Here is a 26617-nt window from a genome sequence, read left to right as displayed (position 1 = left end):
GGAAGCAGGTCTGAGGCCGCGAGCTAACACGGAAAATAATAAAAAAACCCGCCTCTCGGCGGGTTTTTTATGCAACTAAAACACTAAAGGCCTTAGTTAACCTTGGCGTTCAACTCACCCTTCAAGTAACGCTGATACATGCCTTCCAGCGAGATCGGCTTGATCTTCGAAGCATTACCCGCAGTACCAAAGGCTTCGTAACGAGCGATACACACATCACGCATCGCAGTGACGGTCGCGCCGAAGAACTTGCGAGGGTCGAACTCGCTCGGGTTGGTGGCCATCAGGCGACGCATCGCACCGGTCGACGCCAAACGCAGGTCAGTATCAATGTTGACCTTACGCACGCCGTGCTTGATGCCTTCGACGATCTCTTCAACCGGCACACCGTAGGTTTCTTTGATGTCGCCGCCGTACTGGTTGATGATCGCCAGCCACTCTTGCGGAACCGAAGAGGAACCGTGCATCACCAGGTGGGTGTTCGGGATGCGCTTGTGGATTTCTTTGATGCGGTCGATGGCCAGCACGTCGCCGGTAGGTGGCTTGGTGAATTTGTACGCGCCGTGGCTGGTGCCGATGGCGATGGCCAGGGCATCAACCTGAGTGCGTTTGACGAAGTCAGCGGCTTCTTCCGGGTCGGTCAGCATTTGGCTGTGATCCAGAACGCCTTCGGCGCCGATGCCGTCTTCTTCACCGGCCATGCCGGTTTCCAGCGAACCCAGGCAGCCCAGCTCGCCTTCTACCGAAACGCCGCAGGCGTGAGCCATGGCCACGGTTTGTTGGGTAACACGGACGTTGTAGTCGTAGTCGGTCGGAGTCTTGCCGTCTTCGCCCAGAGAACCGTCCATCATCACCGAGCTGAAGCCCAGTTGGATGGAGCGCTGGCAGACGTCAGGGCTGGTGCCGTGGTCCTGGTGCATGCACACCGGGATGTGCGGGAATTCTTCGATCGCCGCCAGGATCAGGTGGCGCAGGAACGGGGCGCCGGCGTATTTGCGAGCACCGGCCGAGGCCTGGACGATCACCGGAGAGTCAGTCTTGTCAGCGGCTTCCATGATGGCGCGCATCTGCTCAAGGTTGTTGACGTTGAAGGCTGGAACGCCGTAGCCGAACTCGGCTGCGTGGTCCAGCATCTGGCGCATGCTGATAAGTGCCATTGTGTGTGTCTCTCCCGGTTTGGGTCGTTAATCGTGCCAGCCTGCCGTAGCGGCGGCGGCTATTCAAGTTATTGCAGATCGGGGGTAAAGCCCGGGCTGCGAATTCGGGTGTTGCCTGAATCTGTCAATTACTGCGCTTTACAACCGCGGCCAATCAAATCATTGGTGGCGACCCAGTAAACCAGGCCTTCCTCACCTTTTATGTGAAACGCCAGCATGTCATTGCTGTACAGCGAACCTTCGGCGCCCGGCTCCTGCTTCAAGCGGTACACCTGATCGGCCCCGCCGAGGCGCACGTCGACTTCCTTGCGGCTGTCGTCGGTGTAGCGCCACAGCACTTTGGCCTGGCTGTCACAGGTCCAGGTGGTCCAGTTATCCACGGGGGCGGACGACTGGAACAGGTTCAACTGAGCGCAACCGGCCAGCAACGCCAACGCCGTAACGGCGATAAAACCTTTCATCCATGTTCCTCGACTGACGGCGCACGCCGCCAGCCCTGAGTAATGAGTCAGACCCGTCAAGGACAACCATGTTCCTTGGCGGGTGTCTGTGTCTCGTATTTATCCAGGCCATCGGGACCGGAACGCTTGTTTAGCACAGGATTGGTTTCCGCTTGCCAGTCGGCCTGGTAGCAGCCTTTTTCCTGCGACTGCGGCGCAGGCTCCGGCGTGGCTTTCGGGTTACTCCCGCAAGCCGCCAGCATGCCCGCTGCGATCAACAGCGTTAACGTCTTGACCATGTAAACACTCCTTTGCCTGGTCAAATGGGCGGCCTCAGGCCTTCGCCCGGCTTTCCAGGACTTCAACGGCTGGCAGCACTTTGCCTTCGACGAACTCGAGGAAAGCGCCGCCGCCGGTAGAAATGTAGGAGATCTGATCCGCAACGCCATATTTATCAATGGCCGCCAGGGTGTCGCCACCGCCAGCGATGGAGAACGCCGAGCTTTCGGCGATAGCCTGGGCCAGCACTTTGGTGCCGTTGCCGAACTGGTCGAATTCAAACACGCCAACCGGGCCGTTCCACAGAATGGTCTTGGACGACTTCAGCAGCTCGGCGAAATTCGCTGCGGTCTGCGGGCCGATGTCCAGGATCATGTCGTCGGCAGCCACATCAGCGATCAGCTTGACGGTAGCGGTCGCGCTTTCAGCGAATTCCTTGGCAACCACAACGTCCACCGGCAATGGCACGCTGACTTTGGCAGCGATTTCGCGAGCGGTGTCCAGCAGGTCCGGTTCATACAGAGACTTGCCGACCGGGTGACCGGCAGCGGCCAGGAAGGTGTTGGCAATGCCGCCGCCAACGATCAACTGGTTGCAGATCTGGCTCAGGCTGTTCAACACGTCGAGTTTGGTCGAGACCTTGGATCCGGCAACGATGGCAGCCATTGGCTGGGCCGGGGCGCCGAGGGCTTTGCCCAGTGCGTCCAGCTCGGCGGCCAGCAACGGGCCAGCGGCAGCGACTTTGGCGAACTTGGCCACGCCGTGGGTCGAACCCTCGGCACGGTGCGCGGTACCGAAGGCGTCCATCACGAATACGTCGCACAGGGCGGCGTATTGCTGGGCCAGTTCGTCAGCGTTCTTTTTCTCGCCTTTGTTGAAGCGCACGTTTTCGAACAGCACGATGTCGCCGGCTTTCACGTCGACGCCGCCCAGATAATCAGCGACCAGCGGCACTTCGCGGCCCAGGGCCTTGCTCAGGTAGTCAGCGACTGGCTTGAGACTGTTCTCGGCCGAGAATTCGCCTTCGGTCGGACGGCCAAGGTGCGAGCAGACCATCACGGCCGCGCCTTTCTCCAGGGCCAGCTTGATGGTCGGCAGCGAGGCCAGGATTCGCGCATCGCTGGTGACAACACCGTCCTTGACTGGGACGTTGAGGTCTTCGCGGATCAGTACGCGCTTACCTTGCAGATCGAGGTCGGACATCTTCAACACGGTCATGGGTCGCAATTCCTGAGTTACTGTTTTGGAGAAGCTGCTGGAGTAGCTGTTTGCAGATAGTGTTCTGCAACGTCCAGCATTCGGTTGGCAAACCCCCATTCGTTGTCGAACCAGGCCAGGATGTTCACCAGCCGCGGGCCGGAAACTCGAGTCTGACTGGCATCGACGATCGCCGAATGTGGGTCATGGTTAAAATCACAACTGGCGTGAGGCAACTCGGTATAGGCCAGCAAGCCTTTGAGCGGGCCACTGGTGGCGGCCTCGCGCAGAATCCGGTTGACCTCGGTGGCGTCGGTGTCGCTGACGGTCTGCATCGTAATGTCGAGGCAAGACACGTTAACCGTCGGCACTCGTACGGCTTTGGCCTGAATTCGCCCGGCAAGTTCCGGCAGCAGGCGTTCGATGCCGCGCGCCAGACCGGTGGACACCGGGATCACCGACTGGAACGCCGAACGGGTACGGCGCAGGTCTTCGTGATGGTAGGCGTCAATCACCGGCTGATCGTTCATCGCCGAGTGAATAGTGGTGATCGACACGTATTCCAGGCCGATGGCCTGATCCAGCAGACGCAACAGCGGCACGCCGCAGTTGGTGGTGCAGGACGCGTTGGACACCAGCAGTTCGTCGCCGGTCAGGCAATCCTGGTTCACGCCGTAGACAATGGTGGCGTCGACATCCGCCTCGCTGGCCATCGGCTGGGAAAACAGCACGCGCGGCGCGCCGGCGTCGAGGAACCGCTGGCCGTCTTCACGGGTGTGATAAGCGCCGGAGCACTCCAGCACCAGATCGACGTCCAACGACGCCCAATCGATGCCTTCGGGGGTAGCACTGCGCAGGACCTTCACGCAGTCGCCATTAATATGCAGACAATCGCCCTCAACCCGCACTTCGCCGGGAAAACGCCCGTGAGTGGAGTCGAAGCGTGTCAGGTATTCGATGCTGGCCATGTCAGCCAGATCGTTGATCGCGACAATTTCAAACCCGGCCTTTTCGCCTCGCTCAAACAACGCACGCAAGACGCAACGACCAATCCGGCCGTAGCCGTTGAGTGCAACTTTGTAAGGACGGGGTTGAGGCATGGGGTTCTCGATTACCGTGGTGAAACCGTTAGCGTGGTGTTGCCTGAACCACCGCTTTCGCGGGCAAGCCCGCTCCCACAGGTTCGTTGGTGTACACAACATGTGTGAGCAACCGAAAACACTGTGGGAGCGGGCTTGCCCGCGAAGGCGTCGCTCAGGCGACACCTGATCCGGATCAGTCTTCCAGCAGCTCTTCAGCCTGACCCAGGATGTTTTCCAGGGTGAAACCGAACTCTTCGAACAAGGCAGGCGCAGGCGCCGACTCGCCGTAGGTGGTCATGCCGATCACGCGACCTTCCAGGCCCACGTACTTGTACCAGTAGTCCGCGTGAGCGGCTTCGATGGCGATACGGGCGCTGACTTGCAACGGCAGAACCGCTTGCTTGTAGTCGGCGTCCTGAGCATCGAACACGCTGGTGCAAGGCATCGAGACAACGCGCACTTTGCGACCCTGTTCGGTCAGCTTGTCGTAAGCCTGAACCGCCAGGCCGACTTCGGAACCGGTGGAGATCAGGATCAGCTCAGGCTCGCCGTCGCAGTCCTTCAACACGTAACCGCCACGGGCGATGTCGGCGATTTGCAGGGCGTTGCGATCCTGGTGCTGCAGGTTCTGACGCGAGAAGATCAGCGCCGAAGGGCCGTCCTTGCGTTCCAGTGCCAGCTTCCAGCACACGGCCGATTCAACGGCGTCGGCCGGGCGCCAGGTGTCGAGGTTCGGCGTGCTGCGCAGGCTGGTCAGTTGCTCGATTGGCTGGTGAGTCGGGCCGTCTTCGCCCAGACCGATGGAGTCGTGGGTGTAGACGAACACCACGCGCTTCTTCATCAGCGAAGCCATGCGTACTGCGTTGCGCGCGTATTCCATGAACATCAGGAAGGTCGCGCCGTAAGGCACCAGACCGCCGTGCAGCGCCACGCCGTTCATGATCGCGCTCATGCCGAATTCGCGAACGCCGTAGTACATGTAGTTGCCGCTGGCGTCTTCAGCCGTAACACCTTTGCAACCTTTCCACAGGGTCAGGTTGGAACCGGCCAGGTCAGCGGAGCCGCCCAGCAGTTCAGGCAACAGCGGGCCGTAGGCATTCAGTGCGTTCTGGCTGGCTTTACGGCTGGCGATGGTTTCGCCCTTGGCCGCGACTTCAGCGATATAAGCCGAGGCGTTTTCAGCGAAGTCAGCCGGCAGCTCGCCGCTCAGGCGACGCACCAGTTCGTTGGCCAGTTCAGGGAATTCAGCGGAGTAAGCAGCGAAACGCTGATCCCACTCGGCTTCAGTCGCGCGACCGGCTTCCTTGGCGTCCCACTCGGCGTAGATGTCAGCTGGAATTTCGAAAGGTGCGTAGTTCCAGTTCAGTGCCTTGCGGGTCAGGGCGATTTCCGCGTCACCCAACGGGGCGCCGTGGCAGTCTTCTTTGCCTTGCTTGTTCGGCGAACCGAAACCGATGGTGGTCTTGCAGCAGATCAGGGTTGGTTGATCGCTTTTGCGCGCGGTTTCAATCGCGGTCTTGATCTCTTCCGGGTCATGACCGTCGACGTTGCGGATCACTTGCCAGTTGTAGGCTTCGAAACGCTTCGGCGTGTCGTCGGTGAACCAGCCTTCGACTTCGCCGTCGATGGAGATGCCGTTGTCATCGTAGAAAGCGATCAGCTTGCCCAGGCCCAAAGTACCGGCCAGGGAGCCGACTTCGTGGGAAATGCCTTCCATCATGCAACCATCACCCAGGAACACGTAGGTGTGATGGTCGACAACGTTGTGGCCCGGACGGTTGAACTGCGCCGCCAGGACTTTTTCTGCCAGGGCAAAACCGACGGCGTTCGCCAGGCCTTGGCCCAGTGGACCGGTGGTGGTTTCAACGCCTGGCGTGTAGCCGAATTCCGGGTGACCCGGGGTGCGGCTGTGCAGCTGGCGGAAGTTTTTCAGGTCATCGATCGACAGGTCGTAGCCGGTCAGGTGCAGCAGCGAGTAGATCAACATCGAACCGTGGCCGTTGGACAGCACGAAGCGGTCACGGTCGGCGAACGATGGATTGCTCGGGTTGTGCTTCAGGTAGTCACGCCAAAGTACTTCGGCGATATCCGCCATACCCATAGGGGCACCGGGATGGCCGCTGTTGGCTTTTTGCACGGCATCCATGCTGAGGGCACGAATGGCGTTGGCACGCTCACGACGGCTGGGCATCGCTGTTCTCCTGCGGATATTGAATCGAGAGTGAATAAAACGAATCGGAAAAAAGGCGAGCATTTTCCCTCACCGGGCCGCCTCGGGGCAATGACAGATAGTCATCTGGAGGCGTTTTTCCATGTGATAACGGCGGTTTCGACGGGTGAAACCTTTCCGCTGTCCGTTTGTTGACAGAACCTAACGTCGAGAAGTGCCATCTATCGAGCAATATCAAAACTTTTTGATATTGCTCTTGCAGTGATTTCGACCCGTCACTAGACTGCTGGCCTTATGAATTTACGCGTGCCTTCCATTCAACATGACGATTGCGACGAGCTGGCGGCCCTCTGCAAGGCCGGCGGCGACCCTCTGCGTCTGAATGTATTGCGCGCCCTGGCCAACGATTCGTTCGGTGTGCTGGAACTGGCGCAGATCTTCGGCATCGGCCAATCCGGCATGAGTCATCACCTCAAGGTCTTGGCCCAGGCCGACCTGGTGGCGACCCGCCGTGAAGGCAACGCGATTTTCTACCGTCGTGCGCTGCCCCACACCGACCTGCTGGGCGGCAAGCTGCACGCCGCCCTGCTGGAAGAAGTGGACAACCTGACCCTGCCGACTGATGTGCAGTCGCGGATTGGTCAGGTGCACGGGCAACGAGCGGCGGCCAGCCAGGACTTTTTCTCACGGGTTGCGGAGAAATTTCGCGCCCAGCAAGACTTGATCGCCGGCCTGCCGCAATACCGCGAAAGCGTGGTGGCCTTGCTCGACAAGCTGGGTTTCGGCAAAGGCGCCACGGCCATTGAAGTCGGCCCCGGTGACGGCGAATTTCTGCCGGAACTGGCGCGCCGTTTCGCTGAAGTCACTGCGCTGGACAACAGCCCGGCGATGCTCGAACTGGCGCGCCAGGTCTGCGAACGTGAAAAGCTGGCTAACGTCAGCCTGCAATTGGCCGATGCATTGAACGGTGTCAGTCTTCAGGCCGATTGCGTTGTACTGAACATGGTATTGCACCATTTCGCCGCGCCGGCCGAAGCGCTCAAGCACATGGCCGACTTGCTGCAACCGGGCGGTAGCCTGCTCGTGACAGAGTTATGTAGCCACAACCAGAGTTGGGCCAGGGAGGCCTGCGGTGATCTCTGGTTGGGGTTTGAACAGGACGATTTGGCCCGTTGGGCCACCGCTGCGGGACTCGTTCCCGGGGAAAGCCTCTATGTAGGCTTACGTAATGGTTTCCAGATCCAGGTCCGCCATTTTCAGCGACCGGCTGGCGACACTCACCATCGGTAAATTCAGGAAAACATCGAGATGAGCGAATACTCCCTCTTCACCTCCGAGTCCGTGTCTGAAGGACATCCGGACAAAATCGCCGACCAGATTTCCGATGCGGTGCTGGACGCCATCATTGCTGAAGACAAGTTCGCCCGTGTGGCGTGCGAGACTCTGGTAAAGACCGGCGTTGCAATCATCGCCGGTGAAGTGACCACGTCGGCCTGGGTCGATCTGGAAGAAATCGTGCGTAACGTCATTCTGGACATCGGCTACAACAGCTCCGATGTCGGCTTCGACGGCGCCACTTGCGGTGTGATGAACATCATCGGCAAGCAGTCCCCAGACATCAACCAGGGTGTTGACCGTGCCAAGCCTGAAGATCAGGGTGCCGGCGACCAAGGCCTGATGTTCGGCTACGCGAGCAACGAAACCGACGTGCTGATGCCAGCACCGATCACCTTCTCGCACCAGCTCGTTCAACGCCAAGCCGAAGCCCGTAAATCCGGCCTGCTGCCTTGGCTGCGCCCGGACGCCAAGTCGCAAGTGACTTGCCGTTACGAAGGCGGCAAGGTTGTCGGTATCGACGCCGTTGTTCTGTCGACCCAGCACAACCCTGAAGTGTCGTACAAAGACCTGCGCGAAGGCGTGATGGAGCTGATCGTCAAGCACGTACTGCCTGCCGAGCTGCTGACCAAAGACACCCAGTTCCACATCAACCCGACTGGCCAGTTCATCATCGGTGGCCCGGTTGGCGACTGCGGCCTGACCGGTCGCAAGATCATCGTCGACAGCTACGGCGGCATGGCTCGCCATGGTGGCGGCGCGTTCTCCGGTAAAGACCCATCGAAGGTTGACCGTTCGGCCGCCTACGCCGGTCGTTATGTGGCCAAGAACATCGTGGCTGCCGGCCTGGCCGAGCGCTGCGAGATTCAGGTTTCCTACGCGATTGGTGTTGCCCAGCCTACGTCGATCTCGTTGAACACCTTCGGCACCGGCAAAATCAGCGACGACAAAATCGTCAAACTGGTTCGCGAAGTATTCGACCTGCGTCCATACGCAATCACCACCATGCTCGACCTGCTGCACCCGATGTACCAGGAAACCGCTGCGTACGGCCACTTCGGTCGCACCCCGGCGACCAAGACCGTGGGCGAAGACACCTTCACCACGTTCACCTGGGAAAAGACCGACCGCGCCGACGACCTGCGTTCGGCTGCCGGTCTGTAAGACTTCCCCGGCGGTACCCAAAGCCCTGCACGGTTCGCCGTGCGGGGCTTTTTATTGTCTTTCGCTTTGCACCGAGTCGCTGCCATCGCGAGCAGGCCCGCCCGGTCACCCCTGAAACACCAGGCAAAACACCCACCCTTCCCGCCCGAAAATATTGACTAGCCTTCCAGCATCCCACTTGAGCAAGGATGCTCACGATGCTTCTACGCCTGATGCCCGCTGTCTTCCTGACCGTGTTTTGCCTGAGCTCAAACGCTGCCGACTGCCCCGACTGGCCACCCGCACGCGCCTTGGACGAAATCACCGCCCTGCAAAAACAAATCGATTTCTGGGACGACCACTACCACCGGGGAGGACGCTCGCTGGTCGCCGATGAAATCTACGATCAGTCCCGCGCACAATTGATTGAATGGCGTGAGTGCTTTGACTTGGGTCTCGCACCCGAACCCTTGCGCACTGCCGCTGGCAAGATCGCCCACCCCATCGCCCACACCGGCCTCGACAAACTCCGCGATGGACAGACTGTGGAAAACTGGCTGCGCGGTCGCGAAGACATCTGGGTACAACCCAAAGTCGATGGCGTGGCCGTGACACTGACCTATCGCAACGGCTTGCTGCATCAGGCAATCAGCCGTGGCGATGGCATCAATGGCCAGGACTGGACGGCCTCGGCTCGCCTGATCCCCGGTATCCCCCGGCAACTCGCACAACCCGTGGACATACTGGTGCAAGGCGAACTCTATTGGCAGCTGACCGACCACATACAAGTCAAGGCCGGCAGCCAAAATGCCCGCTCCACCGTAGCCGGTCTGATGGCACGCAAGGTACTCGCGCCTGAACAAGCCGCCGGTATCGGATTGTTTGTCTGGGACTGGCCACAAGGTCCGACCCATTTGCCTGAACGAATAGCGGCTCTGGATGGGCTGGGGTTCCCAGGCACTTTGCCCTATAGCCAACCGGTCAGGACAATGGCTGATGCGCAACGCTGGCGCGATCACTGGTATCGCTCGCCGCTGCCGTTTGCCAGCGACGGTGTCGTCCTGCGCCAAAGCCTGCGCCCCTCGGCCGAACGCTGGCAGGCGAAATCACCCTTTTGGGCCGTCGCCTGGAAATACCCTTTCGCGCAGGTACTGGCCGAGGTGCGAACAGTCGACTTCAAGGTTGGGCGCACCGGACGAATCACACCGGTACTGAACCTGAAACCGGTGACGCTCGATGACCGACAGATCAAACGCGTGAGCGTCAGCTCCTTGCAGCGCTGGGAGAAACTGGACATCCGCCCCGGCGATCAGGTGTCCATCAGCCTGGCCGGACTGACCATTCCCAGACTCGACAGCGTTGTACTGCGCAGTACCGAACGGGCTGAGGTGAGCGTCCCGCTGGCAGCCGACTTCCATCATTTGAGTTGCTGGCAGCCGACGCCGGGGTGTGAAAGCCAATTCCTCGCACGACTAACCTGGCTCAGCGGCAAGCAGGGGCTGGCTTTGCCCCATGTCGGCCCCGGCACCTGGGAGAAACTTTTAGAAACAGGCCGTCTGAATAGCCTTCTGGATTGGTTGACCTTCGATGCTCAAGAGCTTGCTACCATTAACGGCTTCGGCGAACGCAGCAGCGCTCGTCTTTTGAACAGTTTCAACAGTGCTCGACAGCGTCCCTTCAGTCGTTGGCTGAAAGCCTTGGGTTTACCACCGATGGGGCAGGCGCAGCTTGCCGATTCATGGCAGGCAATGGCGAACCGAAACACCGAACGATGGCAGGCTGAAGCCGGTATCGGCCCGGGACGTGCGGCGCAATTGAGCGCGTTTTTCCGCGACCCGCAGGTCCTGGCCTTGAGTGAAACATTAAGGGTTGCCGGGATTGACGGTTTCTAGAGACCTACAATCCACGGCAGCCGGGAACCCCCAGGGGCCGATGCGCTCCAACGCCCATTGCCACACCGACCCGCTTGCCTTTGCGCATGGAGCTTTTATGAAATTTCTTTCACCGCTAGCCCTGTTGACCCTCTGCAGCGTGCTGGCCGCTCCACTGATGGCGGCCGAAGAAGCGCCGGAACTGACCGGCTGCGCAGCCAAGAAACAGGGCATCATCAACCAGATCGAACTGGCCAAGTCACACGGCAACGCCGATCAGCAAGCTGGCCTGGAAACCGCCTTGAGCGAAGTCACGGCGCATTGCACCGACGCCTCGCTGAAGAAAGAACGGGAAAACAAAGTCCTCGACGCCAAGCATGAAGTCAGCAAACGTCAGGCCGACCTCGACAGCGCCATGAAAAAAGGCGACCCCGACAAGATCAACAAACGCAAAGACAAACTCGCCGAGTCCCGCAAGGAATTGCAGGACGCACTCGACGAACTGGATAAGTAGCTCGGTAGTGATCGTTCCCACGCAGAGCGTGGGGAACGATCAACTAGCCAGCGAGAATCAATGATCCCGAAACTGTTTATGGCAAGCACTGCAGGCATCTTCGACTTTCTGCACCGCCGGCCCCAGGTTGCTGGCCTTGTAAGGTTGAACCTGGCTGGCGATCACCAATTCACCGGTGGCGGCTTCAAGGTTGCGGGACATTTCCTGAAAACGAGCCTGCTGTTGCCAGACGTTGTCCTTGGCGCTGGTGTGATCTTCTTCGCGCACCTGTGGAAAATGTTTCCACGGCTCATGGGACAGCGCATCGAGTTTCACGGCGCCGTCGGCGAATTTCTGACCATCAAACGGAATGCGGCCACGCAACATGCCGCCCAGGTCTTCGCCGGTCTTGAGCATCTGCTTGAAAATCGCCTTGCGCTGACCCAGCGGCGAATTCGGATCGACACCGCCGCAAGCGGACAACGTCAGGCAGGCCAGCAATACAACAGAAAGTCTTTTAAGAGTCATGGTGGCTTCAGGTCACGGGAACGGCCGCCAGTATCCTCGCGTCATCGACAAAGACCAATAGCCCTATTATCAATACGGGTTGTTTGAGCGCATGGAGCACTCAGGCGACCGGCAAAGGAATTACTCCATGAACAGCCGTTTCAAGGCATGGCGTCACCACCTCGCGTGGACTCTTCCAATGGTGGCCGTCCTCGCCGGCTGCACCGGCGGCGATAACAACAAGCCAAAAACCCATGCACTCGCTACCTATTCCAGTGCCACCTGGGAAGCGCTGCCGGCGGTGTCCGACAGCGATCTGGTCGCCGGCTTCGGTTCGTGGCGCAGCGCGTGCACCCGGCTCAAGGCCGACCCGGTCTGGGGTGCAACCTGCTCCGCCTCCGCCAACGTGCCGCAAACCGCCACCGATATTCGCGATTTCCTCAAACAGAATCTGGACGTCTATGGCCTGCGTGCCGCCAATGACAACCCCAACGGCTTGATCACCGGCTACTACGAACCGGTCTACCCCGGCAGCTTGACCCAAACCGCAGCAGCAAATATCCCGGTGTATGGCGTACCCGAAGACATGATCATTGTCTCGTTGGACAGCCTCTACCCGGAACTCAAGGGCAAGCGCCTGCGCGGTCGACTGGAAGGGCGAGTGCTCAAGCCTTATGACGATGCGGCAACTATTGAGACCAAAGGGGTCAAGGCCCCGGTGGTGGCCTGGCTGACCGATCCGATGAACCTGCAATTCCTGCAAATCCAGGGCTCGGGGCGTATTCAGCTCGATGACGGTCGCCAGCTGCGCATCGCTTACGCCGACCAGAACGGCCATCCGTACCGTCCCATCGGCCGCTGGCTGGTGGAGCAAGGCGAGCTGAAGAAAGAAGACGTGACCATGGGCGCGATCAGCCATTGGGCCAAGGCCAACCCGACGCGCATTCCCGAACTGCTCGGCAGCAACCCCAGCTATGTGTTTTTCACCCGCAACCCGGACAGTAACGAAGGACCGCGCGGCTCGTTGAATGTGCCGCTCACTGCCGGCTTTAGCGCGGCGGTGGACCGCAAGGTCATTCCGCTGGGCAGTCTGTTGTGGTTATCCACCACCAAACCGGATGGCACTGCACTGGTTCGCCCGGTGGCGGCTCAGGATACCGGCGGCGCGATTGCCGGCGAAGTACGTGCGGATCTGTTCTGGGGCACAGGCGAGGCGGCCGGGCAATTGGCCGGGGACATGAAGCAGCAGGGGCAGATCTGGATGTTGTGGCCTAAAGGTGCGGCGTTGCCACAGGTGCCTCAGGTAGCTGATGCGGCGAACACCAAACCCTGAGATGTGCATGGGCAATTAGATAGCTATCGCGAGCAGGCTCACTCCTACAATTGATCTTCAGTGATCACAAACCTTGTAGGCGTGAGCCTGCTCGCGATGAGGCCAGCAAAATCACCGACTTTTAAACAGACACCACAAAGAAACTCACAATCAACCCCATCCCCACAAACCACACCAACGACCGCAATACCGCCCAGTCCGCCAGGTAGCAAATGATGTACAGCAACCGGCTGGTGATGAACAACACCGACAGCACATTGATCGTCACCAGCTCGGCATTGCCAGCCAGGTGCGCCACGATCACCGCTGCCGCGAACGCCGGGGTCACTTCAAAACTGTTCAGTTGCGCAGCATGCGCGCGTCGAGCCAAACCATTGAGTGACTCGAGAAAGTCCCGGGGATCATGGTTGTCTCTCAGCCCATACCGACCACCGGCCTTGGCAATCGCCGTGCAGACATAAGGCAGGAAAATCGCGATCAAAATGCACCACAGCGCAACCGTCATAAAGCAGTCCTTTCTTCAGTTTGGAAATTCGGGTTTCGGTTAAAACTTCATCACCAGGATGCCGATCAGCACCAGCCCACAGGCTAAGAGCCGTGGCCGGCCGAAAGGTTCTTTCAGGTAGCGCATGCCGAACAGCACCACCAGTATTACGCTGATCTCACGCAACGCCGCCGCTTCGGCAATCGAGCCCAGCTGCATGGCCCACAGCACCAAAGCGTAACTGAACAACACGCAAAACCCGACCGCCAGCCCCAGCCGCCATTGCTCCCGCCAGAACAGCATGAACGCCGGCCGCTTGCGCACCAGCGCCAGCAACGGAAATGGCCAGGCACTCAGCAACGTGACCCAGACCAGGTAATCCAGCGGGTGTGACCAGCGCCGCAACGCCTGGCCGTCAATGAACGTGTAGCAGCCGATGCACAGACCGATCAGCGCCACCACCGGCAGCATCGACCACGGCAAACGTGCGCCGCCACCGCCCTGCCACAGCAGGCACAGCATGCCGAACGGGATCAGCAGGATTCCGAAGATCTGCTGATTCGTCAGCACTTCCCCGGCAAAGATCAGTGTCAAGGCCAGCACCACCAACGGCGACAGCCCGCGCATCAAAGGATAGACCAGCCCCAGATCACCGACCCGATAGGCCTGAATCAGCAGATAGCGATACAGCAATTCGAACGCCGCCGAGGCTAGAATCCACGGCCAGATGTCGATGGGCGGCACGTTCACAAACGGCAGCATCACGGCGACAAACAACATCGCCACGCTGTCCATGCAGGCCACCACCAACAAACGTTCGGCACTGAATTTGATCAGGGTATTCCACGCCGCATGCAACAGTGCCGCGACTAACACCAGTGCTGTTGCAAGCACGGCCTACTCCTTCATTTGTTTTTATTTCCGGCGGGACGCGCCCGGATAATTGATTCGCGATATGTCAGCAGCTGTTTATACTGCAAGCGACCACGCCGCACTCAGTTGCGCACAGACTAATTCCAAAAATTTCTGCCCATGCCCGCTCTCACCGAGAACGGTCATCGGCATGCGTATGCCTGATCAAAGCGTCAAGACTACCGACAGAGACCTTGCGCATGCCACTCGCCTTGCTTGCCCTCGCTGTTGCCGCGTTCGGCATCGGCACCACTGAATTCGTCATCATGGGCCTGCTGCCCGACGTCGCTCGCGACCTCGCCGTCAGCATTCCACACGCCGGCCTGCTGATCACCGGCTACGCCCTGGGCGTGGTGTTCGGCGCGCCGATCCTTGCGGTCGGCACGGCCAACATGCCGCGCAAGGCAACATTGCTGGGGATGACGCTGATGTTCATCCTCGGCAACGTCCTGTGTGCCCTGGCGCCGAACTACGCCACCTTGATGGCGGCTCGCGTGGTCACTGCGTTGTGCCACGGTGCGTTCTTCGGCATCGGTTCGGTGGTCGCGGCCGGTCTGGTCGCACCGAACAAACGGGCGCAAGCCATTGCGATGATGTTCACCGGCCTGACGCTGGCCAATGTGCTGGGCGTGCCCTTGGGCACCGCGCTTGGGCAGTACGCCGGCTGGCGCTCGACCTTCTGGGCGGTCTCGGTGATTGGTGTGATTGCCGCCATCGCACAATGGCTCTGGCTGCCGAAACACATCGCCATGGACAAGGCCAATCTGGCCAGCGAGTTCAAGGTGCTGGGCAAGGTCAATGTGTTGCTGGCGCTGGGCATGAGCGTGCTGGCGTCGACCAGTCTGTTCAGCGTGTTCACTTACATCGCGCCAATCCTGCAAGACATCACGGGCGTCAGCCCGCATGGCGTGACCATCATGTTGCTGTTGTTTGGCGTCGGCCTGACCGCTGGCAGCATGCTCGGCGGTCGACTGGCGGACAGTCGCTTACTGCCTTCGCTGGTGGGCATGGCGCTCGCTGTGCTGGTGGTGCTGGCGGCATTCACGCAGACCAGCCATTCGGTGATTCCTGCGGCAATCACGCTGGTGCTGTGGGGCATTTTTGCGTTCGCCCTGTGCCCGATTCTGCAGCTGCTGATCATCGATCAGGCACACGAAGCGCCCAACCTCGGCTCGACGCTGAATCAGAGCGCGTTCAACCTCGGTAACGCAGCGGGCGCGTGGATTGGTGGGCTGGTAGTTGCCAGTGGCGCCGACCTGGCGGACTTGCCGTGGACCGGCGCGCTGGTCAGCGGTTTGACGGTGCTGACGGCGTTGTTCTTTATTTACCTGCAGCGTCGGAGTGCGGCTGCGGTGAATGTGTCCGGCTGAATAGCTGCATCGCTTCGCACACGGCTATCGCGAGCAGGCTCACGCCTACAGGGACCGCGTCCTTCCCTTTAGAAGTGAGCCTGCTCGCGATGAAGTTGACGCGGTACACCTGTCTTTACTTCTCTTCGCGTCCGCGTGAATCCGGCGCCTGATCGGCACCCTTCTTTGGCGGCCCACTCTCGCTGCGAATCTGCGCATGACTGATCAGCGCAAAGATGCAGCTGCCGCCGATGATATTCCCCGCCAGCGTCGGCCCGGCGAACACCAGCCAGAAATCCTTCCACGGCAACTCGCCGGCAAACACCAGGTACGACACCTCGGCCGAACCGACCACGATGTGGGTGAAGTCACCCAGCGCCATGAGGTAGGTGATGAGGATGATGATCCACATCTTCGCGCTCTCCATGGACGGAATCATCCAGACCATGGTGGCGATCATCCAGCCCGAAACGATGCCCTTGGCGAACATCTGGCTGGCGTGGTTTTCCATGACTTTGCGGCCGATTTCGAGGAAGGCCAGGTCGGTTTTGCTGTCGAAAATCGGCAGGTTCAGCATCACGTAGGCCACCAGCAACGTGCCGCACAGGTTGCCTCCCAGCACTACCGTCCACAGGCGCAGTAATCGGCCGAAGTTGTTCAGTGTGGGTTGGGTCATGACCGGCAACACGGCGGTCAGGGTGTTTTCGGTGAATAACTGCTGGCGGGCGAGGATCACCGCAAGAAAACCGGCGCAGTAGCCGAAACTGGCGATCACCTTGAAGTGCTCGCCGTCCGGCAGCCGTGAGTTGAGCAACCCCATGGCCATCAGCGACAGGCCCATGGTCAGGCCGGCGGCCAGCGCCGACCACCACAACGCAGCGATGCTACGCTCGAGCTCCTGGTCGCCCTGTGTCCGAATGATTTCGTGCAGTACCGCCGCACGGGGCGGCTGGTTTTTGTCGACGTCGTGCTGTTCTTCAGCCGAGAGGTTCGGGGTCTTGCCGTCTTTTGGGGTGTCCATAGCGTTCCTGAACCGGTGGCGTGTCATGTAGGTACGACACGCGCGATTCGGCGCTGTTCAGTGTTCGAATAAACGAAGCCATTTCCGCAGGAGCCGAGCTTGCTCGCGATGGCGTCATTCGCATCACCGCCGAAACCGACGTGAATCGATCGCGAGCAAGCTCGGCTCCTACAGGGCTCGCATTACTCGCTCGCCACATCATCCTGAAACTGATCTTTGACGTACTTGATCTCGGTACGCCCGTGCGGTGCAGGCAAGCCGTCTTCCCCCAGGTTGACGAACACCATCCTCTCTACTGTCAGGATGCTTTTGCGAGTGATTTTGTTGCGCACTTCGCAGGTCAGCGTGATGGAGGTGCGACCGAACTCGGTGGCGGTAATGCCCAGCTCGATGATGTCGCCCTGGCGAGAGGCGCTGACAAAATTGATTTCGGAAATGTACTTGGTGACGACGCGCTGGTTGCCCAGCTGAACGATGGCATAGATCGCCGCTTCTTCGTCGATCCAGCGCAACAGGCTGCCGCCAAACAGCGTGCCGTTGGGGTTGAGGTCTTCAGGTTTAACCCATTTGCGGGTGTGGAAATTCATAGGGGGCTCCGGGTTTGAGGCGTTTGAGCGCTAGGGTTCTGCCCCCAGCTTCAAGTTTTAAGCGACAAGCTGCAAGTAAAAGCAGATTCGCTGTTACTTGCCGCTTGTAGCTTGTCACTTGCCACTAGCCGGACAAAGAAAGCTATAATCGCCACCGATTTAGAACGGCTACTGCCGTTTTCCCGCCACCTGTCCGAGGGGCGCTGCAGCAGGTTCGACCTGTCAGGCTCGGATGGGGCGTTGCTTGGTCGTTATCGACCAGACACTAAACGCACAACGGCGCCCATTCGCATACATTACGAATGGAGGCTCATCATGAGCGCTGTTATCACGCCTGCAGATTTTAACGATTACAAAGTGGCCGACATGTCCCTGGCTGCCTGGGGCCGTCGCGAAACCATCATCGCCGAATCCGAAATGCCTGCCCTGATGGGTCTGCGCCGTAAATACGTCGGTGAGCAGCCACTCAAAGGCGCGAAAATCCTCGGCTGCATCCACATGACCATTCAGACTGCCGTGCTGATCGAAACCCTGGTTGCCCTGGGTGCCGAAGTACGTTGGTCGTCCTGCAACATTTTCTCGACTCAAGACCAGGCCGCTGCCGCTATCGCTGCTGCCGGTATCCCGGTTTTCGCCTGGAAAGGCGAGACTGAAGAAGAGTACGAGTGGTGCCTGGAGCAAACCATCCTCAAAGATGGCGCGCCTTGGGATGCCAACATGATCCTCGACGACGGCGGCGACCTGACTCAACTGCTGCACGACAAGTACCCACAGGTTCTGGACCGCGTCCACGGCGTGACCGAAGAAACCACCACCGGCGTTCACCGCCTGCTGGACATGCTGGCCAAGGGCGAGCTGAAAATCCCGGCCATCAACGTCAACGACTCGGTAACCAAGTCCAAGAACGACAACAAGTACGGCTGCCGTCACAGCCTGAACGACGCGATCAAGCGCGGTACAGACCACCTGCTGTCCGGCAAGCAAGCGCTGGTCATCGGTTACGGTGACGTGGGCAAGGGCTCCGCTCAGTCCCTGCGTCAGGAAGGCATGATCGTTAAAGTCTCCGAAGTTGACCCGATCTGCGCCATGCAAGCCTGCATGGATGGCTACGAGCTGGTTTCGCCGTTCATCGACGGCATCAACGACAGCACCGAAGCAAGCATCGACAAAGCGCTGCTGGGCAAGATCGACCTGATCGTGACCACCACCGGTAACGTCAATGTTTGCGACTCGAACATGCTCAAAGCCCTGAAGAAGCGTGCTGTTGTCTGCAACATCGGTCACTTCGACAACGAAATCGACACCGCTTTCATGCGCAAAAACTGGGCGTGGGAAGAAGTGAAGCCACAGGTTCACAAAATCCACCGCACCGGCCCGGGCGCTTTCGACGCTCAGAACGATGACTACCTGATCCTGCTGGCCGAAGGCCGTCTGGTTAACCTGGGTAACGCTACCGGTCACCCAAGCCGCATCATGGACGGTTCGTTCGCCAACCAGGTGCTGGCGCAGATCTTCCTGTTCGGCCAGAAGTACGCCGACCTGTCGCCAGCCCAGAAAGCCGAGCGCCTGACGGTTGAAGTACTGCCGAAGAAACTCGACGAAGAAGTGGCCCTGGAAATGGTCCGCGGTTTCGGCGGCGTTGTGACTCAACTGACCAAGACCCAGGCCGACTACATCGGCGTGACCGTCGAAGGTCCGTTCAAGCCGCACGCTTACCGCTACTAAGACACAGCAGCTGCGAGCTTTAAGCTTCAAGCGGCAAGCAAGGTCAAAAGCCGAACTTGCCGCGCGAAGCTCGAGAGCTCTGCCCCTATTCCAAAACAGTTTCAGGCAGCAGGCTCCAGGCACAAGAGATCAGCGCACCTCCGCTTCTCTTGCAGCTCACAGCTTGCAGCTTGTAGCTGGAGGTGCCCTCCATGTCCCAAGACCGTCGCTACAGCTTCGAGTTCTTCCCTACGAAGACCGACGCTGGGCATGAAAAGCTGCTTGCCACTGCTCGTCAGCTGGCCACGTATAACCCCGATTTCTTCTCCTGCACCTATGGCGCTGGCGGTTCGACCCGTGATCGCACCCTCAACACCGTGTTGCAGCTCGAAAGCGAAGTCAAAGTCCCTGCCGCACCGCACCTGTCTTGCGTCGGCGACAGCAAGGACGACTTGCGCGGCCTGCTGGCTCAATACAAAGCAGCCGGCATCAAGCGTATCGTTGCCCTGCGCGGTGACCTGCCTTCGGGCATGGGCATGGCCAGCGGCGAAATGCGCCACGCCAATGACCTGGTCGAATTCATTCGTGAAGAGACCGGCGATCATTTCCACATCGAAGTCGCCGCTTACCCGGAAATGCACCCGCAAGCGCGCAATTTCGAAGACGATATCGCCAACTTCGTGCGCAAGGCCAACGCTGGCGCGAACAGCGCGATCACCCAGTACTTCTTCAACGCCGACAGCTACTTCTACTTCGTCGAGCGTGTACGGGCAGCGGGCGTGAACATCCCGATCGTCCCGGGGATCATGCCGATCACCAACTACAGCAAACTGGCGCGCTTCTCTGACGCCTGTGGCGCAGAAATCCCGCGCTGGATCCGTAAACAGCTGGAAGCCTACGGCGACGACACCCAAAGCATTCAAGGCTTTGGTGAGCAAGTCATCACCGAAATGTGCGAACGCCTGCTGCAAGGTGGTGCACCGGGCCTGCACTTCTACACACTGAATCAGGCTGAAGCGAGTCTGGCGGTGTGGAACAACCTGAAGTTGCCGCGCTGAAACAGTGCAAAACCCCGAAAAGGCTCTGGCGAAATCCAGGGCCTTTTTTATGGAAGATGCCTTGCGCCAGAGCTTCTGGATCCAGTTTCTGGCTCTTTATGATTTCTCGTCGTAATCTCAAGCCATGCCCCTGATTTCGCGATGTCTGACCGTGCTGCTTTTTACTTGCCTGAGCTTCGCCGCCCGGGGCGAGAAGCTGCGCATTGTCACCGAACCGTGGGCGCCTTACGTCTACGAGGAAGACGGCAAAGCCCTGGGACTGGATTACGAAACCACCGCCATCGTCTTTAAACGCCTGGGGATCGAAGTGGACTGGCAGTTCCTGCCGTGGAAACGCTGCCTGTCGATGCTCGAAACCGGTCAGGCAGACGGCGCGCTGGACATTTTCCACAGCGATGAGCGTGACGCGACGCTGCTCTACCCCGGGGAACCGCTCTCGGAAGTCGAATTCGTGATGTTCTACGCCAATGACCGGCCCCATCCGTTTCGTACCCTCGACGACCTGAAAGGCCTGACCATCGGCACCTCGCCGGGCTATCTCTATAGCAAGGATTTCAGCGACTCAACACTGTTCATCCGCGAGCCGGCGCCGACCCATGAAGCCAACTTCGGCAAGCTGGTACGTGGACGGATCGACCTGTTAATCACTGATCGCCGGGTTGGCCAGCATTTGCTCGATGAATTGGGTATCCGCGGCAGCATCACTGAAAACCCGACCGTTATCAGCCACCAGAGCCAGTTTCTGGCAGTACGCAAAAATGCCGGCATGGACCTGCTGGTGCAGCGTTTCGGTGCCGAACTCAAGCGTTTCAAGCGCGAACCCGCCTACGCGGAGTTGAGCGCCCGTTATGGCACCGACCCGGGCCCCGATGTGAAAGCCGCCACCGCCACTTCGGCCACCATAAAAACCGTTGAGCAGCAGGAAAGCGGCGCGCAGTGATTGCTCTGTTATACTCCGGCCTTCCCGCCAGGCTCACGCCCGGACGCTCGGACTTGTTCAAGGCATCTCGATCCCGCTACAGCGCAGCTTTTCAGCCCGCGCGAGCGCTCCAGACGAGCTTTCAAGGCCCAGCAGGACCGGACGGGATTGCGTTCCTCTTAAACGCCATTCGCGCCAGGCAAGACTCCCATTGGGCCAAGCCCTAACTAAAACAGGATTACTCATGTCCTTTGCTTCCCTCGGTCTCTCCGAGGCTTTAGTCCGCGCCATCGAGGCAGCGGGCTATACCGAGCCTACTCCGGTGCAACAGCGGGCCATTCCCGCCGTGTTGCAAGGTCGCGACCTGATGGTTGCGGCTCAGACAGGTACTGGTAAAACCGGTGGCTTCGCCCTTCCGATCCTGGAACGGCTGTTCCCTAACGGTCACCCGGACAAATCCCAGCGTCACGGCCCGCGCCAACCGCGCGTCCTGGTCCTGACCCCTACTCGCGAACTCGCGGCTCAAGTCCACGAGAGCTTCAAGGTCTATGCCCGTGACCTGAAGTTCGTCAGCGCCTGCATCTTCGGCGGCGTCGGCATGAACCCGCAGGTTCAGGCCATGTCCCGTGGTGTTGACGTGCTGGTGGCCTGCCCTGGCCGCCTGCTCGACCTCGCCGGCCAAGGCAGCGTCGATTTGTCCCACGTGGAAATCCTCGTGCTGGACGAAGCCGACCGCATGCTCGACATGGGCTTTGTCCATGACGTGAAGAAGGTCCTGGCCCGACTGCCGGCCAAACGGCAGAACCTGCTGTTCTCGGCGACGTTCTCCAAGGACATCACCGACCTCGCCGGCAAGCTGCTGCACAACCCGGAACGCATCGAAGTCACGCCGCCGAACACCACGGTCGAGCGTATCGAACAGCGCGTATTCCGCCTGCCAGCCAACCACAAGCGTTCGCTGCTGGCCCACCTGATCACCGCAGGCGCCTGGGAACAGGTGCTGGTGTTCACCCGCACCAAGCACGGCGCCAACCGCCTGGCCGAGTACCTGGACAAACATGGCCTCAGCGCCGTTGCGATCCACGGCAACAAGAGCCAGAACGCCCGCACCAAAGCCCTGGCCGACTTCAAGGCCGGTGAAGTGCGCATCCTGGTCGCCACCGACATCGCCGCTCGCGGCCTGGACATCGACCAGTTGCCACACGTGGTCAACTTCGAACTGCCGAACGTCGACGAAGACTACGTGCACCGTATCGGCCGTACTGGCCGTGCCGGTCGTTCGGGCGAGGCGATCTCGCTGGTCGCTCCGGACGAAGAGAAGCTGCTGAAAAGCATCGAACGCATGACCAAGCAGAAGATTGCCGACGGCAACCTGATGGGCTTCGACTCCAGCGCCGTAGAAGCCGAGAAACCTGAAGTTCGCGAGCGTCCGGATGTGCGTAACCCGCGCAACCCACGTGGCCCGCGTGGCGACGGCCCGAACGGCACCGGTGGTGGTGGCGGTCGCAAGGACAAAGGCAAGGACAAGGGCGGCAAGGAAAAACCTGCCGCCACTGGCCGTGGCGATCGCCCGGCCCGTGAACACAAGCCACGCGAAGGCACTCCGGCGCGCGAGCAACAGCGTCCGGCGCCACGCGCTGCCGCGGCTGACCGTGCTCCAGACGAGTTCCTGGACGACGATATCGATAACTTCGGTAACCGCGTTGATTACGTCCCTCAAGCCAAACCGGCTCAGGGCCGTGGTCGCCGTCCGGGTGCTCCGGCACAAGGCACGACGGCTGGTGCAGGTGCTCCGCGCACCGGCGGCAAGCCTCAGGGTCGCCAAAGCGGTCCGCGCAGCAGCGACGGCGCCACCACCGGCACGCCGCCGGCCAAGCGCAGCGGTCCACGCAGTGGCGCTCCACGTGACGGTCAGGCCCGTCGCGAAGAAGGCCGCAACCGTCGCCCGGCCCGTGACGATCAGCCGCGTTCGGAACCGGCCGTGCAAAACCCGCGCGGTCCGGCGCCGAAGATCATTCACAAGGAGTCGAAAACCGATCGTTTCCCGACTCCCGAGCAACTTGATCAACTGCCAGGCCGTCCGCGTGGCGAAAAACCAGCGTTGCTGACCCGCAATCGCTAAGTTATCGCCGCAATGAAAAATGCCCCTGATCTCACGATCCGGGGCATTTTTTTAGCCTGATGAAAAACCCTGTGAGAGCGGGCTTGCCCGCGATGGCGTCAGTCCAGCCAACACCTATGTTGCCTGATCCACCGTAATCGCGGGCAAGCCCGCTCCCACAATGTTTCGCATTGTCTGAACAGGTTTTGGTGGGCAATAAAAAACGCCCCCGACCGTGAGGCCGGGGGCGTTCTTGTGTCTGCGGCGAAAATTACTTCGCTTTCACACCTTCAAAGGTGACGTACAGATCAACCGCGTCGGACTGTGGACCCAGGTCCATCATCTTGCCGAAATCAGAACGCTTGATGCTGGTGGTGCCTTCGAAGCCGGCACGGTAGCCGCCCCATGGATCCTTGCCTTCACCCAGGAAAGTGGCCTTGACCACAACTGGTTTGGTGACACCCGCAATGGTCAGGTCGCCGGCCACGTCGGCAGTGACTTTACCGTCGGCGTTTTTGCCGGTGGTTTTAACGCTGGTGGACACGAAGGTGGCTTTAGGGAAATCAGCCACTTTCAGGAAGTCTTTGCTGGAGATGTGCTTGTCACGCTCAGCGTTGTTGGTGAAAACGCTCGCCGTGTTCACGTTGAACTCGATCTTGCTGTCTTCTGGCTTGGCAGCATCAAAGCTGAACTTGCCGTCGATGTCCTTGAAAGTGCCGGTGATGTAGCTGTAACCCAGGTGGCTGATCTTGAAGTCGACGAAGGCGTGCTGGCCAGTTTTGTCGACGACGTAGTCAGCAGCCATTACGTTGGCGGACAACAGGGCAGAACCGATTGCCAGAGCGGCGAGAGTCTTTTTCAACATGTCTTGTATTCCTTGAGGGCTAAGTTGAACGTCAGGCTTTGCGACCCAGCATTCGTTTCAGGGTCACATCACGGTCGATAAAGTGGTGCTTCAATGCTGCCAACGCATGGAGACCGGAAAAAATTACCAATGCCCATGCCAGGTAGAGATGAATCGCACCTGCGTTATCTGCCTGGTCCGGTAGCCCGGAAACCAGTGCAGGCACTTCAAACCAGTCAAACACCGGAATCCCGACACCCTCTGCGGTGGAAATCAGGTAACCGGCAATCATCACAGCGAACAAACAGAGATACAGAAAAGCATGCCCGAACTTGGCGCCAAGACGCGTCATGCGGCTGTAGCTGGTCAGCGTTGGCGGCGGTGGGCTGATGAAGCGCCACACCACGCGTAACACCATGACAGCCAGCAGGATCAGACCGATGCTCTTGTGCAGGTCAGGTCCTGCCTTGCGCCAAGGGTCGTAGTAGCCGAGACCGACCATCCACAGACCCAGACCGAACAAACCGAACACTGCCAGCGCTACGCCCCAGTGCATGAAGATGCTGACCCAGCCGTAGCGAGAGGTAGAGTTTCGTAGTTGCATTGCCGAGTCCCTGTAAGTGCTGGCCCAAGACTATCGAGTTATCTATCGAATTAAAGCGGAAAATTTCGCTTTGAAATATCGAGAAATACGATCAAGAGCTTGAAATAGGCGTGTTAAGGAAAGATTAAAGACCCATGCGTAAGAAAAGATGAAGCCCAACTAAAGAACACCCTCGCCCCTGGTTTTATTCGATTCTTAGTACCGGCTTTTCTTCAGGCATAAAAAAACGCGGCATCTCTGCCGCGTTTTTTAGTCCAGACGCTTACTGCGCCTTGGTCTCCGTTGCCGGGGTTGCAGCCGGTTTGGCGGCTGGTTTTTTCGCCGGTTCGGTTTTCTTCACCGGGGCCTTGGCTGGAGCCTTTTTGGTATCGGTTTTGGCGGCAGGCTTTTTAGCCGGTGCCTTTTTGGCAGGCTCGGCTTTCACTGGTGTTGCAGGCTTCGGTGCTTCGACCGGCGCTGGTGCAACAACCGGGGCTGGATCCGGCGCCGGTGGCGTGTAAGGCGCAGGAGCCTTGACCGGCTCTGCCTTCTTGTCGTCATCCGAACCACCGAACAGGTTGCTGAAGAAGTTACCTTTCTTCGCCGCCACTGCACCGGCCGCTGCTGCCGGCACCACTTTCGCCGGTTCAAACGACTTGCCCGCCGACAGGTCTTCTACCTGACTGGCCGCACGCTGGCCGGTGCGCAATGCGCCTTCCAGAGTGCCTGGGTACAAGGTATCGGTGTGTTCGCCAGCAAAGGCTACGCGCTGGATCGGGCGTTCCCACAGGCGCCAGTACTTGCTGATCTGGCCCGGGCCGAAGGCCAGGTAGGCGCCGCCCATCGAAGGATCGGTGCTATAGCGGCGGATTTCATAACCGGTGAACGAACCGCGCGCCTGTGGATAAAAGGCGTGCAGGCGAATCAGCACCTGATCGACCATCTGCTTGTCGCCGAACGCCTGCATCACACGAGCATTGTCGCCGGACAGGTTGATCACCACATTGGCGCCACCCTTCAACGCCGGCTCGATCCACAACATGCCGAGGCCGGTGTTGCTGAAAATCTCGCCGGACATGCGCGCCTTGGGTTCCCATACCGGCGTCTTGAACTTCAGCATGATCTGGTCGCGCCAACCGTAGTTGGTGCCTTTGATAGCGCCCATGTGCTGGGCATCCAGCGACGGGATCATCTGGATCTTGTTCAGTGCGCGCAGCGGCACCGCCAACACTACGTAGTCTGCCTGATAACCGACCGAGCCGACTTTGACGGTCACGCCGTCCTTGTCCTGGGTAATCGACGAGACCGGGGAGTTGGTCTTGATGGTTTTCAGCTGTTTAACAAACGCCTGGGCCAGCACTGTACTGCCGCCCACCAGTCGCGAAGCACGCAGGTCACGATCGGATGTGCCACGGTAAACACGGCTTTGCTGCGCGTAATACAGCAGCGACAGGCGCGAAGGTTCGTCGTAGCGGGTACGAATCTGCTGGTTGATCAGCTGACGCGCAGTGGCAGGCAGGTTCTGCTTGTCGAGCCAGTTGGATACGTTGATCTGATCCAGCGTTTGCAAAGTGCTGGTGGCGAGCGGGTTCTGCGGATCGTCAATCGAGCGCGCCAGATCATCCTGGGTTTTTTCGAAGCGCTTGAGCGCGTCGGCGGTGGCCGGTTGCTTGGTCGCCAGATCTGCCGCGGAGAAGTACTCACCGTCGATCAGATAACTTGGGGTACGCACGAATTCCGGGGCCGGCGCAGTGCTCAGCTTGAAGGTCGATACGTATTTGTTCAGCACCGGCTGGGTCTTGTCGTTGCCGATCCACTCACTGGTGGCCATGCCGGAGCGACCGCCCAGGCTCGGTTTGGCTTCCAGCAGGGTGACCTGCCAGCCTTTGTTCTGCAGCTCGTAAGCCGCCGTCAGGCCAGACAGCCCGCCGCCGATCACGATCGCGGTTTTATCCTTGGCCAGCGCAGACACGCTGAACAGCCCCAACATCACCAGCGCACAGGCGCGCAGCCAACCGACAGACATTCAGCGAACTCCGGAAATACAT

The 26617-nt window shown here is 59.6% G+C and carries 24 protein-coding genes and 1 riboswitch; of the genes, 10 read left to right on the top strand and 14 right to left on the bottom strand.

The window, feature by feature from the left end:
- Nucleotides 1–92 precede the first annotated feature (92 nt).
- The 6 genes from fba to tkt form a co-directional block, all read right to left on the bottom strand.
- Nucleotides 93–1157: a class II fructose-bisphosphate aldolase gene (gene fba / locus SB725_RS02870; RefSeq protein WP_007975467.1), complete on the bottom strand. Its 1065-nt coding sequence runs from the start codon at nt 1155–1157 to the stop codon at nt 93–95.
- A gap of 128 nt (nt 1158–1285) precedes the next feature.
- The gene (locus SB725_RS02865; RefSeq protein ID WP_059182035.1) at nt 1286–1618 is read right to left on the bottom strand and encodes an MliC family protein; all 333 of its coding nucleotides are present in this window, start codon (nt 1616–1618) and stop codon (nt 1286–1288) included.
- Nucleotides 1619–1674: 56 nt separating this feature from the next.
- Nucleotides 1675–1896: a hypothetical protein gene (locus SB725_RS02860; protein ID WP_027926617.1), complete on the bottom strand. Its 222-nt coding sequence runs from the start codon at nt 1894–1896 to the stop codon at nt 1675–1677.
- Nucleotides 1897–1930: 34 nt separating this feature from the next.
- Nucleotides 1931–3094: a phosphoglycerate kinase gene (locus tag SB725_RS02855; protein ID WP_027926616.1), complete on the bottom strand. Its 1164-nt coding sequence runs from the start codon at nt 3092–3094 to the stop codon at nt 1931–1933.
- A gap of 17 nt (nt 3095–3111) precedes the next feature.
- Entirely contained in the window at nt 3112–4173 is a 1062-nt protein-coding gene (epd, locus tag SB725_RS02850; RefSeq protein WP_410921239.1) for an erythrose-4-phosphate dehydrogenase, read from the bottom strand.
- A gap of 175 nt (nt 4174–4348) precedes the next feature.
- Nucleotides 4349–6346 (bottom strand): transketolase, encoded by a 1998-nt coding sequence (gene tkt / locus SB725_RS02845; RefSeq protein WP_027926614.1) that lies wholly within the window; start codon nt 6344–6346, stop codon nt 4349–4351.
- A gap of 273 nt (nt 6347–6619) precedes the next feature.
- Here tkt and SB725_RS02840 point away from each other — a divergent pair, with 273 nt between their 5' ends.
- From SB725_RS02840 to SB725_RS02825, 4 genes are all read left to right on the top strand, one after another.
- The gene (locus tag SB725_RS02840; RefSeq protein ID WP_027926613.1) at nt 6620–7615 is read left to right on the top strand and encodes an ArsR/SmtB family transcription factor; all 996 of its coding nucleotides are present in this window, start codon (nt 6620–6622) and stop codon (nt 7613–7615) included.
- 18 nt (nt 7616–7633) lie between these two features.
- Nucleotides 7634–8824 (top strand): methionine adenosyltransferase, encoded by a 1191-nt coding sequence (gene metK / locus SB725_RS02835; protein ID WP_008033298.1) that lies wholly within the window; start codon nt 7634–7636, stop codon nt 8822–8824.
- 197 nt (nt 8825–9021) lie between these two features.
- Nucleotides 9022–10695, top strand: a complete 1674-nt coding sequence (gene ligB, locus SB725_RS02830) for an NAD-dependent DNA ligase LigB (protein WP_059182031.1) — start codon at nt 9022–9024, stop codon at nt 10693–10695.
- A gap of 97 nt (nt 10696–10792) precedes the next feature.
- A complete protein-coding gene (locus tag SB725_RS02825; protein WP_027926610.1) occupies nt 10793–11188 on the top strand; it encodes a DUF1090 domain-containing protein in 396 nt (131 codons plus the stop codon).
- Between the two features lie 57 nt (nt 11189–11245).
- Here SB725_RS02825 and SB725_RS02820 read toward each other — a convergent pair whose 3' ends face one another.
- Nucleotides 11246–11695: a c-type cytochrome gene (locus SB725_RS02820; protein WP_027926609.1), complete on the bottom strand. Its 450-nt coding sequence runs from the start codon at nt 11693–11695 to the stop codon at nt 11246–11248.
- Nucleotides 11696–11822: 127 nt separating this feature from the next.
- Between SB725_RS02820 and SB725_RS02815 the strand changes: the two genes are divergently transcribed.
- Nucleotides 11823–13007, top strand: coding sequence for a murein transglycosylase A (locus SB725_RS02815; protein ID WP_059182030.1), 1185 nt, complete (start codon nt 11823–11825; stop codon nt 13005–13007).
- A gap of 121 nt (nt 13008–13128) precedes the next feature.
- Here SB725_RS02815 and SB725_RS02810 read toward each other — a convergent pair whose 3' ends face one another.
- Together SB725_RS02810 and SB725_RS02805 are read right to left on the bottom strand one after the other, a co-directional pair.
- Entirely contained in the window at nt 13129–13512 is a 384-nt protein-coding gene (locus tag SB725_RS02810; protein ID WP_027926607.1) for an MAPEG family protein, read from the bottom strand.
- A 39-nt stretch (nt 13513–13551) separates the two neighbouring features.
- On the bottom strand, nt 13552–14385 hold the full coding sequence (locus tag SB725_RS02805; RefSeq protein WP_027926606.1) for an EamA family transporter: 834 nt from the start codon (nt 14383–14385) through the stop codon (nt 13552–13554).
- 218 nt (nt 14386–14603) lie between these two features.
- Between SB725_RS02805 and SB725_RS02800 the strand changes: the two genes are divergently transcribed.
- On the top strand, nt 14604–15773 hold the full coding sequence (locus SB725_RS02800; RefSeq protein ID WP_027926605.1) for an MFS transporter: 1170 nt from the start codon (nt 14604–14606) through the stop codon (nt 15771–15773).
- A 115-nt stretch (nt 15774–15888) separates the two neighbouring features.
- Here SB725_RS02800 and SB725_RS02795 read toward each other — a convergent pair whose 3' ends face one another.
- Both SB725_RS02795 and SB725_RS02790 read right to left on the bottom strand, forming a co-directional pair.
- Nucleotides 15889–16773 carry a formate/nitrite transporter family protein gene (locus SB725_RS02795; protein ID WP_027926604.1) on the bottom strand — a complete coding sequence of 295 codons (885 nt, stop codon included), beginning with the start codon at nt 16771–16773 and terminating at the stop codon, nt 15889–15891.
- 182 nt (nt 16774–16955) lie between these two features.
- A complete protein-coding gene (locus tag SB725_RS02790; protein WP_027926603.1) occupies nt 16956–17360 on the bottom strand; it encodes an acyl-CoA thioesterase in 405 nt (134 codons plus the stop codon).
- 189 nt (nt 17361–17549) lie between these two features.
- Nucleotides 17550–17652, top strand: a riboswitch (S-adenosyl-L-homocysteine riboswitch).
- A gap of 23 nt (nt 17653–17675) precedes the next feature.
- Between SB725_RS02790 and ahcY the strand changes: the two genes are divergently transcribed.
- The 4 genes from ahcY to SB725_RS02770 all read left to right on the top strand — a co-directional run bounded on the left by ahcY (nt 17676) and on the right by SB725_RS02770 (nt 23163).
- Complete coding sequence (gene ahcY / locus SB725_RS02785) at nt 17676–19085, top strand: adenosylhomocysteinase (protein WP_410921238.1); 1410 nt, start codon at nt 17676–17678, stop codon at nt 19083–19085.
- Nucleotides 19086–19276: 191 nt separating this feature from the next.
- Complete coding sequence (gene metF, locus SB725_RS02780) at nt 19277–20122, top strand: methylenetetrahydrofolate reductase [NAD(P)H] (RefSeq protein WP_027926601.1); 846 nt, start codon at nt 19277–19279, stop codon at nt 20120–20122.
- A gap of 124 nt (nt 20123–20246) precedes the next feature.
- Entirely contained in the window at nt 20247–21062 is an 816-nt protein-coding gene (locus tag SB725_RS02775; protein ID WP_410921237.1) for a substrate-binding periplasmic protein, read from the top strand.
- Nucleotides 21063–21285: 223 nt separating this feature from the next.
- Nucleotides 21286–23163: a DEAD/DEAH box helicase gene (locus SB725_RS02770; RefSeq protein ID WP_027926599.1), complete on the top strand. Its 1878-nt coding sequence runs from the start codon at nt 21286–21288 to the stop codon at nt 23161–23163.
- A gap of 250 nt (nt 23164–23413) precedes the next feature.
- Here SB725_RS02770 and SB725_RS02765 read toward each other — a convergent pair whose 3' ends face one another.
- The 3 genes from SB725_RS02765 to SB725_RS02755 all read right to left on the bottom strand — a co-directional run bounded on the left by SB725_RS02765 (nt 23414) and on the right by SB725_RS02755 (nt 26595).
- Nucleotides 23414–24007, bottom strand: coding sequence for a YceI family protein (locus SB725_RS02765; protein ID WP_027926598.1), 594 nt, complete (start codon nt 24005–24007; stop codon nt 23414–23416).
- Nucleotides 24008–24038: 31 nt separating this feature from the next.
- The gene (locus SB725_RS02760) at nt 24039–24590 is read right to left on the bottom strand and encodes a cytochrome b (RefSeq protein WP_027926597.1); all 552 of its coding nucleotides are present in this window, start codon (nt 24588–24590) and stop codon (nt 24039–24041) included.
- Nucleotides 24591–24852: 262 nt separating this feature from the next.
- Nucleotides 24853–26595, bottom strand: coding sequence for a flavin monoamine oxidase family protein (locus tag SB725_RS02755; RefSeq protein ID WP_410921235.1), 1743 nt, complete (start codon nt 26593–26595; stop codon nt 24853–24855).
- Nucleotides 26596–26617: the final 22 nt, after the last annotated feature.

Source organism: Pseudomonas sp. SIMBA_041 (assembly GCF_046535095.1).
Taxonomy (GTDB): Bacteria; Pseudomonadota; Gammaproteobacteria; order Pseudomonadales; family Pseudomonadaceae; genus Aquipseudomonas; species Aquipseudomonas mucoides.
This window is presented reverse-complemented; position numbering and strand designations above follow the sequence as displayed.

Excerpts from the sequence above, each read along its gene's own strand:
- SB725_RS02755 (WP_410921235.1), bottom strand. The coding sequence starts at position 26,595 with ATGTCTGTCGGTTGGCTGCGCGCCTGTGCGCTGGTGATGTTGGGGCTG.
- SB725_RS02825 (WP_027926610.1), top strand. The coding sequence starts at position 10,793 with ATGAAATTTCTTTCACCGCTAGCCCTGTTGACCCTCTGCAGCGTGCTG.
- metF (WP_027926601.1), top strand. The coding sequence starts at position 19,277 with ATGTCCCAAGACCGTCGCTACAGCTTCGAGTTCTTCCCTACGAAGACC.
- SB725_RS02855 (WP_027926616.1), bottom strand. The coding sequence starts at position 3,094 with ATGACCGTGTTGAAGATGTCCGACCTCGATCTGCAAGGTAAGCGCGTA.
- SB725_RS02815 (WP_059182030.1), top strand. The coding sequence starts at position 11,823 with ATGAACAGCCGTTTCAAGGCATGGCGTCACCACCTCGCGTGGACTCTT.
- SB725_RS02775 (WP_410921237.1), top strand. The coding sequence starts at position 20,247 with ATGCCCCTGATTTCGCGATGTCTGACCGTGCTGCTTTTTACTTGCCTG.
- ligB (WP_059182031.1), top strand. The coding sequence starts at position 9,022 with ATGCTTCTACGCCTGATGCCCGCTGTCTTCCTGACCGTGTTTTGCCTG.
- epd (WP_410921239.1), bottom strand. The coding sequence starts at position 4,173 with ATGCCTCAACCCCGTCCTTACAAAGTTGCACTCAACGGCTACGGCCGG.
- tkt (WP_027926614.1), bottom strand. The coding sequence starts at position 6,346 with ATGCCCAGCCGTCGTGAGCGTGCCAACGCCATTCGTGCCCTCAGCATG.
- SB725_RS02790 (WP_027926603.1), bottom strand. The coding sequence starts at position 17,360 with ATGAATTTCCACACCCGCAAATGGGTTAAACCTGAAGACCTCAACCCC.
- SB725_RS02765 (WP_027926598.1), bottom strand. The coding sequence starts at position 24,007 with ATGTTGAAAAAGACTCTCGCCGCTCTGGCAATCGGTTCTGCCCTGTTG.
- SB725_RS02800 (WP_027926605.1), top strand. The coding sequence starts at position 14,604 with ATGCCACTCGCCTTGCTTGCCCTCGCTGTTGCCGCGTTCGGCATCGGC.
- fba (WP_007975467.1), bottom strand. The coding sequence starts at position 1,157 with ATGGCACTTATCAGCATGCGCCAGATGCTGGACCACGCAGCCGAGTTC.
- metK (WP_008033298.1), top strand. The coding sequence starts at position 7,634 with ATGAGCGAATACTCCCTCTTCACCTCCGAGTCCGTGTCTGAAGGACAT.
- SB725_RS02770 (WP_027926599.1), top strand. The coding sequence starts at position 21,286 with ATGTCCTTTGCTTCCCTCGGTCTCTCCGAGGCTTTAGTCCGCGCCATC.
- SB725_RS02810 (WP_027926607.1), bottom strand. The coding sequence starts at position 13,512 with ATGACGGTTGCGCTGTGGTGCATTTTGATCGCGATTTTCCTGCCTTAT.
- SB725_RS02820 (WP_027926609.1), bottom strand. The coding sequence starts at position 11,695 with ATGACTCTTAAAAGACTTTCTGTTGTATTGCTGGCCTGCCTGACGTTG.
- ahcY (WP_410921238.1), top strand. The coding sequence starts at position 17,676 with ATGAGCGCTGTTATCACGCCTGCAGATTTTAACGATTACAAAGTGGCC.
- SB725_RS02795 (WP_027926604.1), bottom strand. The coding sequence starts at position 16,773 with ATGGACACCCCAAAAGACGGCAAGACCCCGAACCTCTCGGCTGAAGAA.
- SB725_RS02860 (WP_027926617.1), bottom strand. The coding sequence starts at position 1,896 with ATGGTCAAGACGTTAACGCTGTTGATCGCAGCGGGCATGCTGGCGGCT.
- SB725_RS02840 (WP_027926613.1), top strand. The coding sequence starts at position 6,620 with ATGAATTTACGCGTGCCTTCCATTCAACATGACGATTGCGACGAGCTG.
- SB725_RS02760 (WP_027926597.1), bottom strand. The coding sequence starts at position 24,590 with ATGCAACTACGAAACTCTACCTCTCGCTACGGCTGGGTCAGCATCTTC.
- SB725_RS02865 (WP_059182035.1), bottom strand. The coding sequence starts at position 1,618 with ATGAAAGGTTTTATCGCCGTTACGGCGTTGGCGTTGCTGGCCGGTTGC.